The sequence below is a fragment of the Arthrobacter caoxuetaonis genome (assembly GCF_023921125.1).
GTDB lineage: Bacteria > Actinomycetota > Actinomycetes > Actinomycetales > Micrococcaceae > Arthrobacter_B > Arthrobacter_B caoxuetaonis.
In genome coordinates, this window is record NZ_CP099466.1 from 1,227,564 (window position 1) to 1,241,740 (window position 14,177).

Genomic DNA, 14,177 nt, shown 5'->3' on the forward strand with positions numbered 1-14,177 from the left:
GTGAATGGTCAAGCGCAGCCACCGCTGTCCCTAGAGTTGTAGTGCAGGCCGGCTCCGGCCAAACTTCCACTTTTTTGCCTGCGATTGCGTTTTGAGAGGTCTCGTCAGTGCCAGATATCTTGCCGCCGCAGCTTGCCGGCGTGCAGCAGCGTCCCTTCTACGTCAAAGCCCGTACCGTCCTGACGGCGGTGAGTACAGCCTGGTTGATTCTGGCGATTGCAGGGTACGGCTCCTTCTCAGGCGGCACGACATCCCTGGCGCTGTCCCTGAGCCTGATGTACGGCACCGGAATCGCCATCCTGGTGGTGGCGTCGGCTCTTTACCGGCTGCTCAAGCGCTCAGCAGTGCGGCGCAGCGAGAGCGTGCCGGAGGACTCCGCGGCCGCTGTTTTCCTCGACGCCACACGCTCAGCCACCGAGGAACTCCTTGATGCGCTGGCGCCGTCCCGTGCCCAGCGGCTTCCGTCGTCGGTACTGCCCGCCGCCGTATCCCGGGACGCCGGGGCCCCGGCCGCCGCCGCGTCCCCTGCCGGTGCTGCCGAAGCAGGCCGGCCGGGCGAAACCAAAAAGAAGGCTCAGCCGGCGGCCGCGAATGCGAAGAAGCCTGGACAGCAGGGTACGGCTGGGGCAGCTCCGCGTGCCAAGAACGCCGGGCCCCAGCCCAAGCAGTCCAGTGTGAAATCCCCGGTGAACAAAAAAGCCCCGGCCAAGAAAAAGTCCAAGTCCTCGACGGCAGCAAAGGCTGCGGCGAGGAATGCTGCCGGCGGCGAAGCCGGACTCAAGAAGGCCGCCTGAGAGCCGGAACCGCACTCTCAGGGAGTTGCCAGCTTGCTGACAGGAGCTTTCCAGACCCGTGTCTTAACGTAGTTAATACCTCATAAGGGTGCGAGTGATGAATGGATAGCGTAGTGAACTATCCGGCGCCGGCAGACTAGGGTTGTTCCCCCCAACCAGCCCCAAGTCTGCCGGCGTTTTTCATGCCCGGAAACTTTCTCGAGAGGGCCCGCGCCGGCTGCTTCTGCCTGCTGTTTCGCAGGGCACGGGGTCCTAACCGGCGTCGTCCTAACCGGCGTCGTCCTAACCGGCGTCGAACCCGCTGAACTCGCCCGTGGCAGGGGAATGGTGCTCGTCCACGTTCTCCACAGCACCGGGCGCCGCGGGTGAACGTACCCATTCCATGAGTCCGTCCAGCGCAGACGGCAGCCCTTCCGCGGTTATCACCACGGACCCGTCCGCCTGGTTGATGACTGTTCCGGCCAGGTCGAGCTTTAGCGCCTGGCGCATGACCCGGTAGCGAAAACCAACTCCCTGCACCATGCCGCGCACAACGGCCGTGAGGCGGACGTGGTCCCCGGCACCGGCGGGACTATTCGGCGAATCCATGTCCAGAAGCCTAGTTCAGCGGCTCGGCCAGCACACCGTTCGCCGTGTCCAGCAGCCTCCCGCTGGAGACAAGCAGGTAAGCCGCTTCGATCTCGGGGGCGAGGTAACGGTCAGGGCCCGGTGCCTGGACCACCTCGCGGATGGTGCGGCGAACCTCCGTCGACACCGGAGCGCTCTTCGAGGTGCCGATGCCGCCGTCGCGCATGTCCAATGCCCGGGCAGAGGTGAGCAGTTCGATGGCCAGGACCCGCGCCAGTCCGTCCAAAGCACGCCGCAGCTTTAGTCCTGCCGCCCAGCCCATGGACACGTGGTCCTCCTGCATAGCCGAGGATGGAATTGAATCCACGGAGGCCGGTACGGCGAGGCGCTTGAGCTCCGACACGATCCCCGCCTGGGTGTACTGGGCAATCATGTGGCCGGAATCGACACCCGGATCATCCGCGAGGAAGGCATTCAGCCCGTGGCTGCGGTTGCTGTCCAGGAAACGGTCGGTGCGCCGTTCGCTCATGGAGGCCACGTCCGCGGCGGCAATCGCGAGAAAATCCAGCACATACCCGACCGGGGCTCCATGGAAGTTTCCATTGGACTCAACCCGGCCGTCGACGGTTACCACCGGGTTGTCGATCGCAGAAGCACGCTCACAGGCGGCGACGTGTTCAGCGTGGGCGAGGGTGGAGCGCGCGGCACCGTGTACCTGCGGTGCGCAGCGAAGCGAGTAGGCATCCTGGACGCGGGTGAATGCCCCGCTCTTCTGCTCCCGGATCAAGGCAGATCCCGCCAGGATATTCCGGATATTCGCGGCGGACTCGGCCTGCCCCGGCTGGGGCCGGAGGGCCTGCAGGTCGGCAGCGAACACGGCATCGGTGCCCAACAGGCCTTCCACGCTCAAGGCCGCCGCCAGGTCTGCCGTTGTCAGCAGGCGGTGCAGGTCGGCGATCGCCAGCGTCAGCATTCCCAGCATCCCGTCGGTGCCGTTGATGAGCGCCAGGCCTTCCTTCTCGCGAAGCTCCAGTGGTTCCAGCCCTGCCGCTGCCAGTGCCTCGCCCGCCCCCATGGCAGTTCCGGCGGCGTCGCGCACCCTGCCTTCACCCATCAGAGCCAGTGCACAGTGGGACAACGGCGCCAGGTCTCCCGAGCAGCCCAGCGAACCGTATTCCCCGATGACCGGGGTGATACCGGCGTTCAGCAGGGCGGCATAGGCTTCGGCGACGGCGGTCCGCACTCCGGTCCGCCCGGTGGCCAGGGTGGAGAGCCGGTTGAGCATCAGGGCGCGGACCACCTCGCGGTCAACTTCCGCGCCGGTGGAGGCCGCGTGGCTGCGGATCAGGGAACGCTGCAGTGCAGTCCGCTGCTCCGGAAGGATCTGCTTGGTCGCCAGGGCTCCGAAGCCCGTTGAGACACCGTAGTGCGGCCGGGTATCCGCTGCGAGTGCCTCGATGACCGTGCGTGAGGCTTCCATTGCCTTTACTGCCTCGTGAGCGAGCTGGACCTGAGCCCCGTCCCGGGCAACCGCCACGATTTCGGCCGGTTCCAGTGCACCGGTGCCGAGTTCCACCATGACTGCCGTGCTCTCCTGAATAATCACAAAACCCCGCTCGCGGAAGACGATTGCCACTGTGTGGCATAGACATTTCAATCAGTGAAATGCATTTCCGTTCTGTCCGCAAGCATTCTGTCCGCCGGGGCGATCCGGCATCAGGCAGAATAGGCACATGAGCGCCCCTGTTCCCGTCCCGGCCCTTGTCCTGGAACCCCGGGCGCGGCGGCGGATTGTCGCTGAGATACTAATTGTCCTGGGATTGTCCCTGGGGCAGTCAGGTGTTTACGCGATCGTCCGCCTGGCCGACAAGATGACGCAGGCACCCTTGGCCGGGCAGACGACGACCTTGAACCAGTCCCTGGCCCCCAACCCGGTGTTTGACCTGGTGTACCAGCTGCTGGGCATTTTCTTTTCGCTGATGCCGGTGGCCCTGGTGCTTTTCCTGCTGACCGAGCCGGGACGTTCGGCGTTCAGGCGCATCGGGTTTACCTTTGCACGGCCGCTGCGCGACTTCGCCCTTGGTTTCGTGCTGGCCGCAGTTATTGGTGCCGGGACGTTGGGCGTCTATGCCGCGGGGAGGGCACTGGGCATCACCACGGCACTGGTACCGGCGGCACTGGATACCTATTGGTGGACCCTGCCGGTGCTGATCCTCTCCGCCCTGCGGCACGCCGTGCTGGAAGAGGTCATTGTGGTGGGTTACTTATTCACCAGGCTTCGGGCGCTGGGCTGGTCGGTTCCGGCGATGATCCTCACCAGCGCGCTGATCCGAGCCAGCTACCACCTCTACCAGGGGATTGGTCCGGGAATCGGAAACTTCCTGATGGGGCTGCTGTTTGGGTACGCCTATTACAAGACCAAGCGCGTGATGCCGCTGGTGATTGCGCACGCCCTTGTCGACATAGCCGGATTCGTGGGCTTTGCCCTGTTCGGTTCCGCCATTGGAATTGGAGATTAGCGCCGTATGGCATTGAGCACCGTCTGGGGCGAAGCCCTGGATCCTGAGAATGTCCTGCCCGAGTATCCCCGCCCACAGCTGGTGCGGAGCAGCTGGATAAACCTCAACGGCCGCTGGGACTACGCGTTTACGCCGAAGAGTTTTCCGGAGGAGTCCGGTGCGGGGGCGCGTCCCGGTGTGGGGCAGCACCCGGGCGTGGGGAGGCGACCCGCCGCGTGGGAAGGGAAAATCCTGGTGCCCTTTTCGCCCGAAGCGCCGCTTTCCGGCGTCTGCCGCCAACTGCTGCCCGGCCAGGCTCTCTGGTACCGCCGCACCTTCGCCCTGCCGCAGCCTGGGCACGGCGAGCGTGTGCTGCTGCATTTCGGCGCCGTAGACCAGTCCTGCACCGTGACGGTCAACGGCCGCGAAGCCGGCGGGCACGACGGCGGCTACCTGCCGTTCACCCTCGACATCACCGACTGCCTCCTTCCCGGGGAGACGGAGCAGGAACTCGTGGTCCGGGTGCTGGACGCCTCGGATACCAACGGTGCGTCCCGCGGCAAGCAGAAACTCGAGCGCGGCGGGATCTGGTACACCGCCCAGTCCGGAATCTGGCAGACGGTCTGGCTGGAAACCGTTCCGGCACGGTGGATTCAGGACGTCGTCATCACGCCGCTGGCTACCTTGGACGGGGTGGAGCTGACGGTGCTGGCCGGCGGTTCCGGGGCCGGCGGTTCGGGCCCCGGGGACAGAGCGGAAATTACCGTGACGGCCGCAGGCACCGAGGTTGCCCGAGGGTCTGCCGCTCCCGGAGAGCCGCTTCAGCTGGCGATCCCGGAGCCGAGGCCCTGGAGCCCTGAGGATCCCTTCCTTTATTCGGTGGGCGTGACGCTGGGGGACGACGCCGTCGAGAGCTACTTCGGCCTGCGCACCTTTGGCCGCGGAGCCGGCCCGGACGGACACCAGCGCCTGCTGCTCAACGGGCGGCCGTATTTCCACGCCGGACTGCTGGACCAGGGGTACTGGCCCGACGGGCTGTACACGGCGCCGTCGGACGCGGCCATGGTCCACGACATCCAGACAGCCAAAGACCTGGGCTTCACCATGCTGCGCAAACACATCAAGATCGAACCGCTGCGCTGGTACCACCACTGCGACCGCCTGGGGATGCTCGTCTGGCAGGACCTGGTCAACGGCGGGGAAGGTGACGGCAGGGCACAGGAATGGGTTCCGCTGCCCGGCCGGGGGAGCCGGAGCGACCGGCGGTATGCGAAGTTCGGCCGCAGTGATGCCGCGGGGCGGGAATCGTTCCGGCGAGAAATGCGGGAGACGGTTGACCTGCTTCGCAGCGTGCCCAGCATCGCGCTCTGGGTCCCGTTCAATGAAGGCTGGGGACAGTTCGACGCCGCTGCGATCGCCGCCGAGCTGGGCGCACTGGACCCTACCCGCTGCATCGACCACGCCAGCGGCTGGCACGACCAGGGAGCGGGAGACGCCAAGAGCCTCCACGTCTATGCCGTGCCGTTCCACATCCGGAAGCGCTGGCAGCGAGACCCCAGGGCGATCGTGCTTTCCGAGTACGGCGGCTTCAGCCTTCCGCTGGACGGGCACACCTGGAACAGCAAGGTCTTCGGCTATGGCAAGACCCTCCGCACGTCCGAAGAGCTCGCCCATGCCTACTCCAACTTGCACCGGACCCAGATCCTTCCCGCCGTCAGCCAAGGCCTCGCTGCCAGCGTCTACACCCAGCTCACCGACGTCGAGGATGAGGTCAACGGCCTGCTCACCTACGACCGCCGGGTGCTGAAGGTGGATCCGGCCGTCGTCCGTGAACTGAACTCTGAGCTTTTGGCGGCTGGGTCGGCTTTGTGAACCTGAGAGCCGGAGTGATGCCTGGACCAGGCCGGCCGGGGCGCCCGCGGGTTTGAACACCTCGGACCAGCTCCAGCGGAGAAACCCTACGCCTGTGGCCCGGATTGCGTCCTCGCGCCAGCCTGTCTAGGCGCGTGGGCGCAGTTGTGGAAGGCCGGCTCGGAGTAACGCCTGGACCAGACCGTCCGGGGCGCCCGCGGGTTTGAACACCTCGGACCAGCTCCAGCGGAGAAACCCTACGCCTGTGGCCCGGATTGCGTCCTCGCGCCGCTTTTCCTGCAGCAAGGCATGTTCGGGCTGAGTCCCGCCATCTGTCTGAGTCTTTCCGTACTTCACTGCGCCGTCGAATTCGCCAACGAGTTCCTGCTGCTTCCAGAAGAAATCCGTGCGTCCAAGCAGACGTCCGCCAGGAGAATGAAAACTCTGCTGCAGCTCCGGAGCGGGGAAGCCATTGCGGTGGATGACGGCGCGGGAATAGGACTCGCCGGGAGATTCGGACCTCTCATCGGCGAACGTGATGACGCGCATCGCTCTCACACGCTTGGCCTGTGTAGGCAGGCCCTGCGCCAGCTGCCGCAGGGCGTCCTTCTCCAGGGCCTGGAGACCTCGCCGCCGGTCGGGGCGGATGACGTGGTCCATTGCCGGAACTGCTTGCTCGAAAGGCAGGTAGGCAGCCATATCAAGGACGGTTTGTGCCTTGGAAGTGACGGGCAGTCCGTCGACCGTAGTCAGCGGCTCCAACAGGCGTCTTCGAGCCCAGCGGAGGTCACCGCGGCGGTGGCCGTTGACGGGAGGCAAAGCCAGCAGCATGACCTCAAGCGGCGTTCCGATCGTCGGAATTCCCCAGATCACTGCCGCCGACTGCTGGATGAGGACCCGTCGAGTCCTTCCGGATTGTACGGCCGCCGCAAGTCTCAGGCGCTCGCGCTCCCAGGGGCTAAGCCCCGCCCAGGACTGTCCATCCAAATAGACACCGGGCCTGATCCGGACCAGCTCACCCGTGGTGCACCGAAGCGCAAGGGAACGGCGTCCGGGCCCATCACGATCGGCATCGACGGAGTAAAGCAGGTTTGCGCACATGGATCCAGCTTCGAATGCTGCGGGTCAACCGCGGGAACCAGTTGCTGATCTGTGGAAAAGGTCAGGCCTTAGCAGCAGGTGGTCATCGGCAGAAAGACTGCGTTGAGGGCGGAATCGTCCGTTAGGGGAGAATCTGGGCACGGCGCCAAGCAGTATTTTCCCCGGATGGCCAGAAAGACCCGGAACGCAGCGAAATCGTGTCACAGGGTGCAGCGTTTTCCCCGAGTACAGTGTTTTGGGGGACATAGTGCAGCGAAACCCCGAAACGCAGTGAAATCCCGGCCTCGAAACACACGAATCCGGCCTCGACGCCCCAGACGGACCTCGAAGCAGCGGAACCTAGATCTCGACGAGACCCTTGTCAGTCCCGAACGTCACAGACATGATGCCGGGGGTTCCCTTGGGGGAGACCCAGGTGACGTCAAGGCCGTCGAGCGGCTTCTCCACCGGCTGGCCGAGCCACTCGGTGACGCGCTGGGCGGAGCCGGCAATCGTGAGGGATTCAAGGGAGACCGTGCCGGCAAAGGCACGGGAGGGGTGCAGGTCCGCCTTGTCCTCATCCCAGCGGAGCATGTACGGGACCTGCGGGTCGGCGATCAGGCCATTGATGCCGATCTGCTGCCAGGTCAGTTCCTGGCCGTCGGGGAACTTGCGGTTTCCGGGGACGGCGGAGCGGCCGAGCCGTTCTTCGAAGGGTGCGAGGTCCTCCACGGCGACGCACCATCCCATCCAGCCGCCGCCTGCCTCGGAGCGTGCACGGACGGCCTGGCCGAAGGGTGCCTTGTCGGAAGCGGGATGGTTCAGGACCTCAACCACTTCCAGATACTGGTGGTTAGCCAGCGGAATGATCATGTTCCGGGTGCCAAAGCGGGGGTGCACCCCGCCCTTGACGAAGTCGGTTCCAAGGGCAGAAGCAATACGTTCCGTGGTGGCCAGCAGGCCGTCGGATTCGCAGGCATAAGAAACATGATCCAGGCGCATGCGAACATCTTGGCACGTTGTGACCTGTGTCTCGACCAAGGCAAGCCTTAGCTCGGCAAAAGGTATCTGGATCAGCGGATTTTTCCCGGATTCACGCTGCGTCATATGGGTTGCGCAACTCCGGCTCCGTTGGTTCTATAGGTACAGGTCATGAGTGCCAGCAGATAGCCCCGGCTTGCTGGCCGGCAACCCTCCAACCGCGGTGGGGTGCCCCGGGTGAAGACCTGGCTGGACACCACAAAGGGTGTCCGGCAAGCGCGGGCCACACGTCTGGTACCGGAGTTCTTCCGGCATCGGTACCTGTGGGGCCCCTGGTCATTAAGGGAGCAACATGTCTGCCAACTGGTCATTCGAAACCCGCCAGATCCATGCAGGACAGGAGCCCGACGCCACCACCGGCGCCCGTGCCCTTCCCATCTACCAAACGACGTCCTTCGTTTTCCCCAGCGCGGAAGCTGCAGCGAACCGTTTTGCGCTCGCAGAGCTGGCTCCGATCTACACCCGGATCGGCAACCCCACGCAGGAAGCAGTGGAGAACCGCATCGCCTCCCTGGAAGGAGGTGTTGGGGCCTTGCTGCTTGCCTCCGGGCAGGCCGCGGAAACCTATGCGATCCTCAACCTGGCCCAGGCAGGGGACCACATTGTGGCCAGCCCCAGCCTGTACGGCGGAACCTATAACCTCTTCAAGCACACGCTGAAGAAGTTCGGCATCGACGTCACCTTCGTCGCCGACCCGGACAACCTGGACCAGTGGCGCGAAGCCGTACAGCCCAACACCAAGGCCTTCTTCGGTGAAGTCGTCTCCAATCCGCGCCAAGACGTCCTGGACCTGGAAGGACTCTCCGCTGTCGCGCATGAGGCGGGCATTCCCCTGATCGTGGACAACACCCTGTCCACCCCGTATCTCATCCGTCCCATCGAATGGGGAGCGGACATCGTGGTGCACTCCGCCACCAAGTATCTCGGCGGGCACGGCACCGCGATGGCCGGCGTGATCGTGGACTCCGGCAACTTCGACTTTGCCGCCGATCCGGAAAAGTTCCCCGGCTTCAACACCCCTGATGAGAGCTACAACGGCCTGGTGTATGCCCGGGACCTCGGGGTCAACGGTGCACTGGGCGCCAACCTGGCGTTCATCCTCAAGGCACGGGTCCAGCTGCTGCGCGACCTCGGCTCGGCAGTATCTCCGTTCAACGCTTTCCTGATCGGCCAGGGCCTGGAAACCCTCAGCCTCCGGCTGGAGCGGCACGTGGAGAACGCCGTCGCCGTCGCGGAATGGCTGGAGGCGCACGACGACGTCCTTTCCGTCGCGTACGCAGGCCTGGAGTCCAGCCCGTGGTACGAACGCGGGCGCAAGTACGGGCCGCGCGGCACCGGTGCGATCGTGTCCTTTGAAATCGACGGCGGCGTTGAAGCGGGCAAGCGCTTCGTCGATGCGCTCCAGCTGCACTCGCACGTGGCGAACGTCGGCGACGTACGCTCGCTGGTGATCCATCCGGCGTCGACCACCCACAGCCAGCTGGGGGCGGAGGCCCAGGCGGCAGCGGGAGTCAGTCCGGGCCTGGTGCGGCTCTCGGTCGGGCTGGAGCACGTGGATGACATCATCGCGGACCTCGATGCCGGATTCCGCGCCGCCAAGGGAGCATGAAGTACAGCGTGACAACGTATCCACCCGCAGCGCAGCACCCCGTCCACACTCTCGACGGGGTGCTGCAGTACGCCTCGATCGGTGAACTCGAACTGGAGACCGGAGGGCGCTTGCCCGACGTCGTCCTGGGCTACGAAACCTGGGGCCGCCTGAACGGTGACGCCTCCAACGCCGTCCTGATTCCGCATGCCCTCACCGGCAGTACCCACGTGGCGCAGGGCAGCACCGAGGAACCGGGCTGGTGGGACGGCCTCGTGGGGCCGGGGCGGACCGTGGACACCGATCGTTTCTTCGTGGTCTCCATCAACATGGTTGGCGGCTGCTACGGCTCCACCGGCCCGGCGTCGGCGGATCCCCACGGACTGCCCTGGGGATCCCGTTTCCCGTTCGTCACCATCCGGGACTCGGTTCGCGCCGAGGCGCGGCTGGCGGACCAGCTGGGCATCCGCCGCTGGCACACGGTGCTGGGCGGATCGCTGGGCGGAGCACGCGCGCTGGAGTGGGCAGTGACTGAACCTGACCGGGTGGCACGGTGCGCGGTGATCGCGGCGACGGCGGCGAGCACGGGGGAGCAGATTGCCTTTGCCCAGGCCCAGATCGAAGCCATCAGGCTGGACCCGGACTACAACGGCGGGGATTACTACAACGGTTGCGCTCCGCTCGCCGGACTCGGTCTGGCACGCAGGATCGCGCACATCACCTACCGCTCAGAGGCTGAACTTCAATACCGGTTCGGCAGGACGCCGCAGCCGGGAGAGGATCCGCTGGGTGCTGCCCTTCCAGCCGGCCGCGGCCGCTACCAGGTGGAGAGCTATCTGGACCATCAGGGCCGGAAACTGGCGGACCGGTTCGACGCCAACAGCTACGTCATCCTCACCGAGGCGCTGATGAGCCACGACGTCGCCCGCGGCCGCGGCAGCCTCGCCGAAGCGCTCGCGGCCACGCAGGCACAGTTCCTCGTGGCAGCCGTGGATTCGGACCGGCTGTACTTCCCGGAACAGTCCCATGAACTGGCCGCGGCGCTGCCCGGAGACAACAGCGTGCACGTTATCAGCGCACCGATAGGCCACGACGGGTTCCTGACTGACATCCTGCAGCTCAAGGACGTCCTGGAGCGGGACTTCTTCGCCTAAGCAGCGATGCCGGCGCGGCATGCTGGCACCATAAAAGGATGCGCAGAAGCATCTCGCAGCGCCGGCACCGGACCCGGCCCGCCCGGGGCCGGTTCTTCCTCTGGGCTGCCTGCACCCTCGGCCTGATCCATGCCGGGTTCAGCCTGTATTGGGCACTCGGCGGGCGCTGGCTGCTCGCCACGGTGGGACAGTTCGCCGTGCAGGCGGCAAAGGACGTGCCGCTGCAAGCAGCACTGCTGCTCGCCGGGACGGCGCTGCTGAAGGCTGCGGCAGCCGTGATACCGCTGGCAGCAGCCTATGGCCGGTTTCCGTTCCCCGGCGTGATCCGGGTCCTCAGCTGGATAGGAGGCGCCGGTCTGGTGGTTTACGGAGGCGTCAATACGGCCGCTGCAGCGGCGGTCCTGGCCGGCTGGATTCCGGCGGACCCCGAAGCTGACAGCCAGGGCCTGCTGGGACATGCCCTGCTGTGGGACCCGCTGTTCCTGGGCTGGGGAGCGTGCCTCCTGGCCTACCTCTTCGCGTCACGGCCGGCACGGACCGAGCCCGGAGCCTAAGCCTTAGGCCCGGCACAGTCCGAGCCCGGACCTGCGCCTCAGACCGGAGCCCTAGACCGGCCCGGTGCCGGCGGCTTCGGAGGAACCCGGCGGCATGCGTGTGCCGAAGTAAGGGCCGGCATCAGGACGCTTGGGCGAGATGCCGTCCCCCGAGGAGCGCCCGCGCACCCGGCGCACCACCCACGGCACCAGGTATTCACGAGCCCAGACCAGGTCTTCCGTGCGGGCAGTCCTCCAGTTCTTGGCAGGCAGCTCCTTGACTTTGGCCGGCTCCAGCGTGTGCGGCACCCCAAGCGTTTCGAGCACCATCGCCGCGATGGTTTGGTGTCCGAGCGGTGAAAAGTGCAGCCGGTCCGGTGCCCACATCTGCGGGTTGCTCAGCTCGCGCAGTGCCCACATGTCGGCAATCACGGCGTCGTGCCATCCCGCCACAGTCCGCAGGTTTTCGTTGTAGGTCGCCACCCGTCCGCGGACGCTGCCCAGCACCGGCGTCGCACCGATGTCCGGTCCGGTAAAGAGCACCACCGTTGCGCCGGTTTCCCGGAGGCGGGCCATGGTGGCGTCCATTGTCTCGGCCAGGCGGTCCGGATCGCCGCCGGGGCGGATGACGTCGTTGCCGCCGGCACAGATGGTCACCAGGTCCGGCTTGAGGTCGATCGCAGGCTGGAGCTGTTCGTCGACGATCTGGTTCAGCAGCCGGCCGCGGATGGCCAGGTTGGCGTAGGCGAAGTCCTCGTGTCCGACGGCGAGTTCCTCAGCCAGCCGGTCCGCCCAGCCCCGGTTGCCCCCGGGGCTTTCAGGGCTCGGGTCACCGATGCCTTCAGTGAAGGAATCACCCAGTGCCACGTAGCGGCTGAAAGGGTGGCCCGGACGGGGCGGGGCGGGCTGCGGAGCGGTGCCGGTCTGCCGGCCGGGAGGTACGGGGGACTGCTGAGCGTTTTCGTTCACCGGACCATGATGGCTTGGCCGGGCCCGGCTACGCGACCGTAGGTTCCTACCCCCGCCATGCCAGAATGAAAGTCATGACTGAAAACGCTCCGTGGAATCCCGTCGTCCTCTTTTCCAAGCCCGAGGAGGAACGCGCCGGAACGCCGCTGCTGGTGCTCTTCCACGGCTACCTTGCCAATGAAGAAGACCTGATGGGTCTGGCGGCCTACCTGCCGCAGGAGTTCACCATCGCCTCGGTGCGCGCACCCCTGGCGCTGGGCCCGGGTTTCTCCTGGTTCCCGCTGATGCACGAGCCCGATTACTCGGTGGACCGGGTGGTGAACGCGGTCCAGGATGTCTCCGACTGGCTGGACGGGATCAAGGAAGCGCACAGCAGCGTGACGCTGCTCGGATTCTCGATGGGCATGGCAGTGGCCAGCACCTTGATGCGGCACCGGCCCGAGGAGTTTGCCGCCGTCGTCGGGCTCTCAGGTTTTGTTGTCCCGGCCGAAGGCAACGGATTCTTCCATGACGAGGAACTCGCCGAACTGAAGGTTCCGTTCTTCTGGGGCCGGGACCAGGCCGATCCCGTCATCGACGCACCGCGGATCGAGTACACCCACGCCTGGCTCAACGGACACACCAAACTCACCAAGGTGCTCTACGCCGGCATGGGCCACAGCATCAACATGCAGGAACTCGGCCATGTGAAAGAGTTCCTGGCCCACACCGTGCTGGGATCCCGCTAGGAAGCGGAAGCGATCCGGACTGCCTGACCGTTGACCTCCAAAGTGTCGCCCGCGTGAAGCTGGCGGCCGCGGCGCTCTTCGATCTCTCCGTTGACCTTCACGAGTCCGTTTTCGATCAGTTCCTTGGCCTCGATGCCGTCCTCGGCAAGGTTGGCAAGCTTCAGTGCCTGGCCAAGGCGGATCATGTCGTCACGGATGGGAAGGTCCTGGGGATCAGTTGAACTCATAGGTCCATTCTGCCGGAAACGGACGACGGCGTTTTCCGCCTAAGGTACTTCCGCGCACCGGCGCGGTCCTGACGGCGGCGGGCCCGGCCGGGAGTACTGTGTAACGGTGCCACAGCCTGCCCGCCTTCCTGCCGCCGTCGGCCTTCCCCTGGCGCTCGCCGCCGGTATGGCGATCCCTGCCCAGGCGCGGGTCAACGGCGAACTCGGGGTGGCCCTGGACGATTCCCTTGCGGCGGCCCTGGTGAGTTTCGGCGTGGGGCTTGCCGTGATGATCGTGGTCAGCGCCATCCTGCCGCGCGGACGGGCGGGCTTCGCCCAGATCCTGCCGTCCCTGAGGGAACGGCGCTTTCCGCGGATCTACATCCTGGCCGGCGTGATCGGTGCCTGGTTCGTGCTGACCCAGACCCTGACCATCGCGGTCCTGGGGGTGGCGGTTTTCACCGTGGCCACGGTCGCGGGGCAGACCCTCACCGGGCTGGTGGTGGACCGGATGGGCATCGGCCCCGGCGGGAAGAAGGCCCTGACCATCATGCGCGTGGTGGGAGCGGTCCTGACCATCGCCGCCGTCGCCTGGGCCGTGAGCCCTAAACTCTCCGGCACCGGTGGAACAGGGGACTGGCTTTTGGCGGTTCTGCTGCCGCTCAGTGCAGGCATGGCCATGAGTTTCCAGCAGGCCATGAACGGCACCACCGGCATGCACTACGGCTCACCGATCACCGCGACCCTGCTGAACTTTGTCTCCGGCTTTGCAGCGCTGCTGGCCGTGTGGCTGGTCAAGGTTGCCCTGTCCGGAACGGGCAACCCGCCTCCGGACACCTGGTGGTACTACCTGGGCGGTCCGCTGGGCTGCATCTTTATTGGCGTCGGGGCGATGCTGGTCAAGACGCTCGGTGTCCTGCTGACCAGCCTGGGACTCATCGGCGGGCAGCTGATCGGCTCGCTGCTGCTGGATGTCTTCTTCCCGGCGCCGGGCTCAGTGGTGGTGGCAGCAACGGTGCTGGGGACCGCGCTGACCCTGGCCGCCATCGTTGTCGCCACCCTGCCGTGGAATATGCCAGGGGTGCGGCTTCCGGGATCGCGGCGGCGCCCGTAGAGCCACGGGGCCCCTGGGGCCACGGTGCCCCCGGGGCCACCGCGAAACCCCCGA

The 14,177-nt window shown here is 66.0% G+C and carries 14 protein-coding genes and 1 riboswitch; of the genes, 8 read left to right on the top strand and 6 right to left on the bottom strand.

The genetic code is table 11. The features are described from left to right. Positions 1–107 precede the first annotated feature (107 nt). Positions 108–794 (top strand): hypothetical protein, encoded by a 687-nt coding sequence (locus tag NF551_RS05520; RefSeq protein WP_227894888.1) that lies wholly within the window; start codon positions 108–110, stop codon positions 792–794. A gap of 282 nt (positions 795–1,076) precedes the next feature. On the opposite strand, the gene NF551_RS05525 is transcribed toward NF551_RS05520, so the two are convergent. After that, the gene (locus NF551_RS05525; protein ID WP_227894887.1) at positions 1,077–1,382 is read right to left on the bottom strand and encodes an acylphosphatase; all 306 of its coding nucleotides are present in this window, start codon (positions 1,380–1,382) and stop codon (positions 1,077–1,079) included. A 10-nt stretch (positions 1,383–1,392) separates the two neighbouring features. Then, a complete protein-coding gene (hutH, locus tag NF551_RS05530) occupies positions 1,393–2,940 on the bottom strand; it encodes a histidine ammonia-lyase (RefSeq protein ID WP_227895328.1) in 1,548 nt (515 codons plus the stop codon). A gap of 154 nt (positions 2,941–3,094) precedes the next feature. Between hutH and NF551_RS05535 the strand changes: the two genes are divergently transcribed. Continuing rightward, positions 3,095–3,880: a CPBP family intramembrane glutamic endopeptidase gene (locus NF551_RS05535; protein ID WP_227894886.1), complete on the top strand. Its 786-nt coding sequence runs from the start codon at positions 3,095–3,097 to the stop codon at positions 3,878–3,880. A gap of 6 nt (positions 3,881–3,886) precedes the next feature. Next, positions 3,887–5,731, top strand: coding sequence for a glycoside hydrolase family 2 protein (locus NF551_RS05540; protein WP_227894885.1), 1,845 nt, complete (start codon positions 3,887–3,889; stop codon positions 5,729–5,731). A 126-nt stretch (positions 5,732–5,857) separates the two neighbouring features. On the opposite strand, the gene NF551_RS05545 is transcribed toward NF551_RS05540, so the two are convergent. Both NF551_RS05545 and NF551_RS05550 read right to left on the bottom strand, forming a co-directional pair. Further along, positions 5,858–6,583, bottom strand: a complete 726-nt coding sequence (locus NF551_RS05545; protein ID WP_227894884.1) for a hypothetical protein — start codon at positions 6,581–6,583, stop codon at positions 5,858–5,860. 567 nt (positions 6,584–7,150) lie between these two features. After that, positions 7,151–7,792, bottom strand: a complete 642-nt coding sequence (locus tag NF551_RS05550) for a VOC family protein (protein WP_227894883.1) — start codon at positions 7,790–7,792, stop codon at positions 7,151–7,153. A 146-nt stretch (positions 7,793–7,938) separates the two neighbouring features. Then, positions 7,939–8,056: riboswitch (SAM riboswitch) on the top strand. 67 nt (positions 8,057–8,123) lie between these two features. Between NF551_RS05550 and NF551_RS05555 the strand changes: the two genes are divergently transcribed. The 3 genes from NF551_RS05555 to NF551_RS05565 are packed head-to-tail and all read left to right on the top strand — an operon-like array spanning position 8,124 to position 11,127. Then, entirely contained in the window at positions 8,124–9,440 is a 1,317-nt protein-coding gene (locus NF551_RS05555; RefSeq protein WP_227894882.1) for a bifunctional o-acetylhomoserine/o-acetylserine sulfhydrylase, read from the top strand. Further along, positions 9,437–10,573: a homoserine O-acetyltransferase MetX gene (metX, locus tag NF551_RS05560; protein ID WP_227894881.1), complete on the top strand. Its 1,137-nt coding sequence runs from the start codon at positions 9,437–9,439 to the stop codon at positions 10,571–10,573. The genes NF551_RS05555 and metX overlap by 4 nt, the downstream gene beginning before the upstream one ends. Before the next feature lie 38 nt (positions 10,574–10,611). Continuing rightward, a complete protein-coding gene (locus tag NF551_RS05565) occupies positions 10,612–11,127 on the top strand; it encodes a DUF3995 domain-containing protein (protein WP_227894880.1) in 516 nt (171 codons plus the stop codon). Positions 11,128–11,178: 51 nt separating this feature from the next. On the opposite strand, the gene NF551_RS05570 is transcribed toward NF551_RS05565, so the two are convergent. Next, positions 11,179–12,075, bottom strand: a complete 897-nt coding sequence (locus NF551_RS05570) for an SGNH/GDSL hydrolase family protein (RefSeq protein WP_423721384.1) — start codon at positions 12,073–12,075, stop codon at positions 11,179–11,181. 74 nt (positions 12,076–12,149) lie between these two features. Between NF551_RS05570 and NF551_RS05575 the strand changes: the two genes are divergently transcribed. Further along, entirely contained in the window at positions 12,150–12,803 is a 654-nt protein-coding gene (locus NF551_RS05575; RefSeq protein WP_227894879.1) for an alpha/beta hydrolase, read from the top strand. On the opposite strand, the gene NF551_RS05580 is transcribed toward NF551_RS05575, so the two are convergent. Then, entirely contained in the window at positions 12,800–13,030 is a 231-nt protein-coding gene (locus NF551_RS05580) for an RNA-binding S4 domain-containing protein (RefSeq protein ID WP_227894878.1), read from the bottom strand. The genes NF551_RS05575 and NF551_RS05580 overlap by 4 nt on opposite strands. A gap of 106 nt (positions 13,031–13,136) precedes the next feature. Here NF551_RS05580 and NF551_RS05585 point away from each other — a divergent pair, with 106 nt between their 5' ends. Continuing rightward, positions 13,137–14,123: a DMT family transporter gene (locus NF551_RS05585; protein WP_227894877.1), complete on the top strand. Its 987-nt coding sequence runs from the start codon at positions 13,137–13,139 to the stop codon at positions 14,121–14,123. Positions 14,124–14,177: the final 54 nt, after the last annotated feature.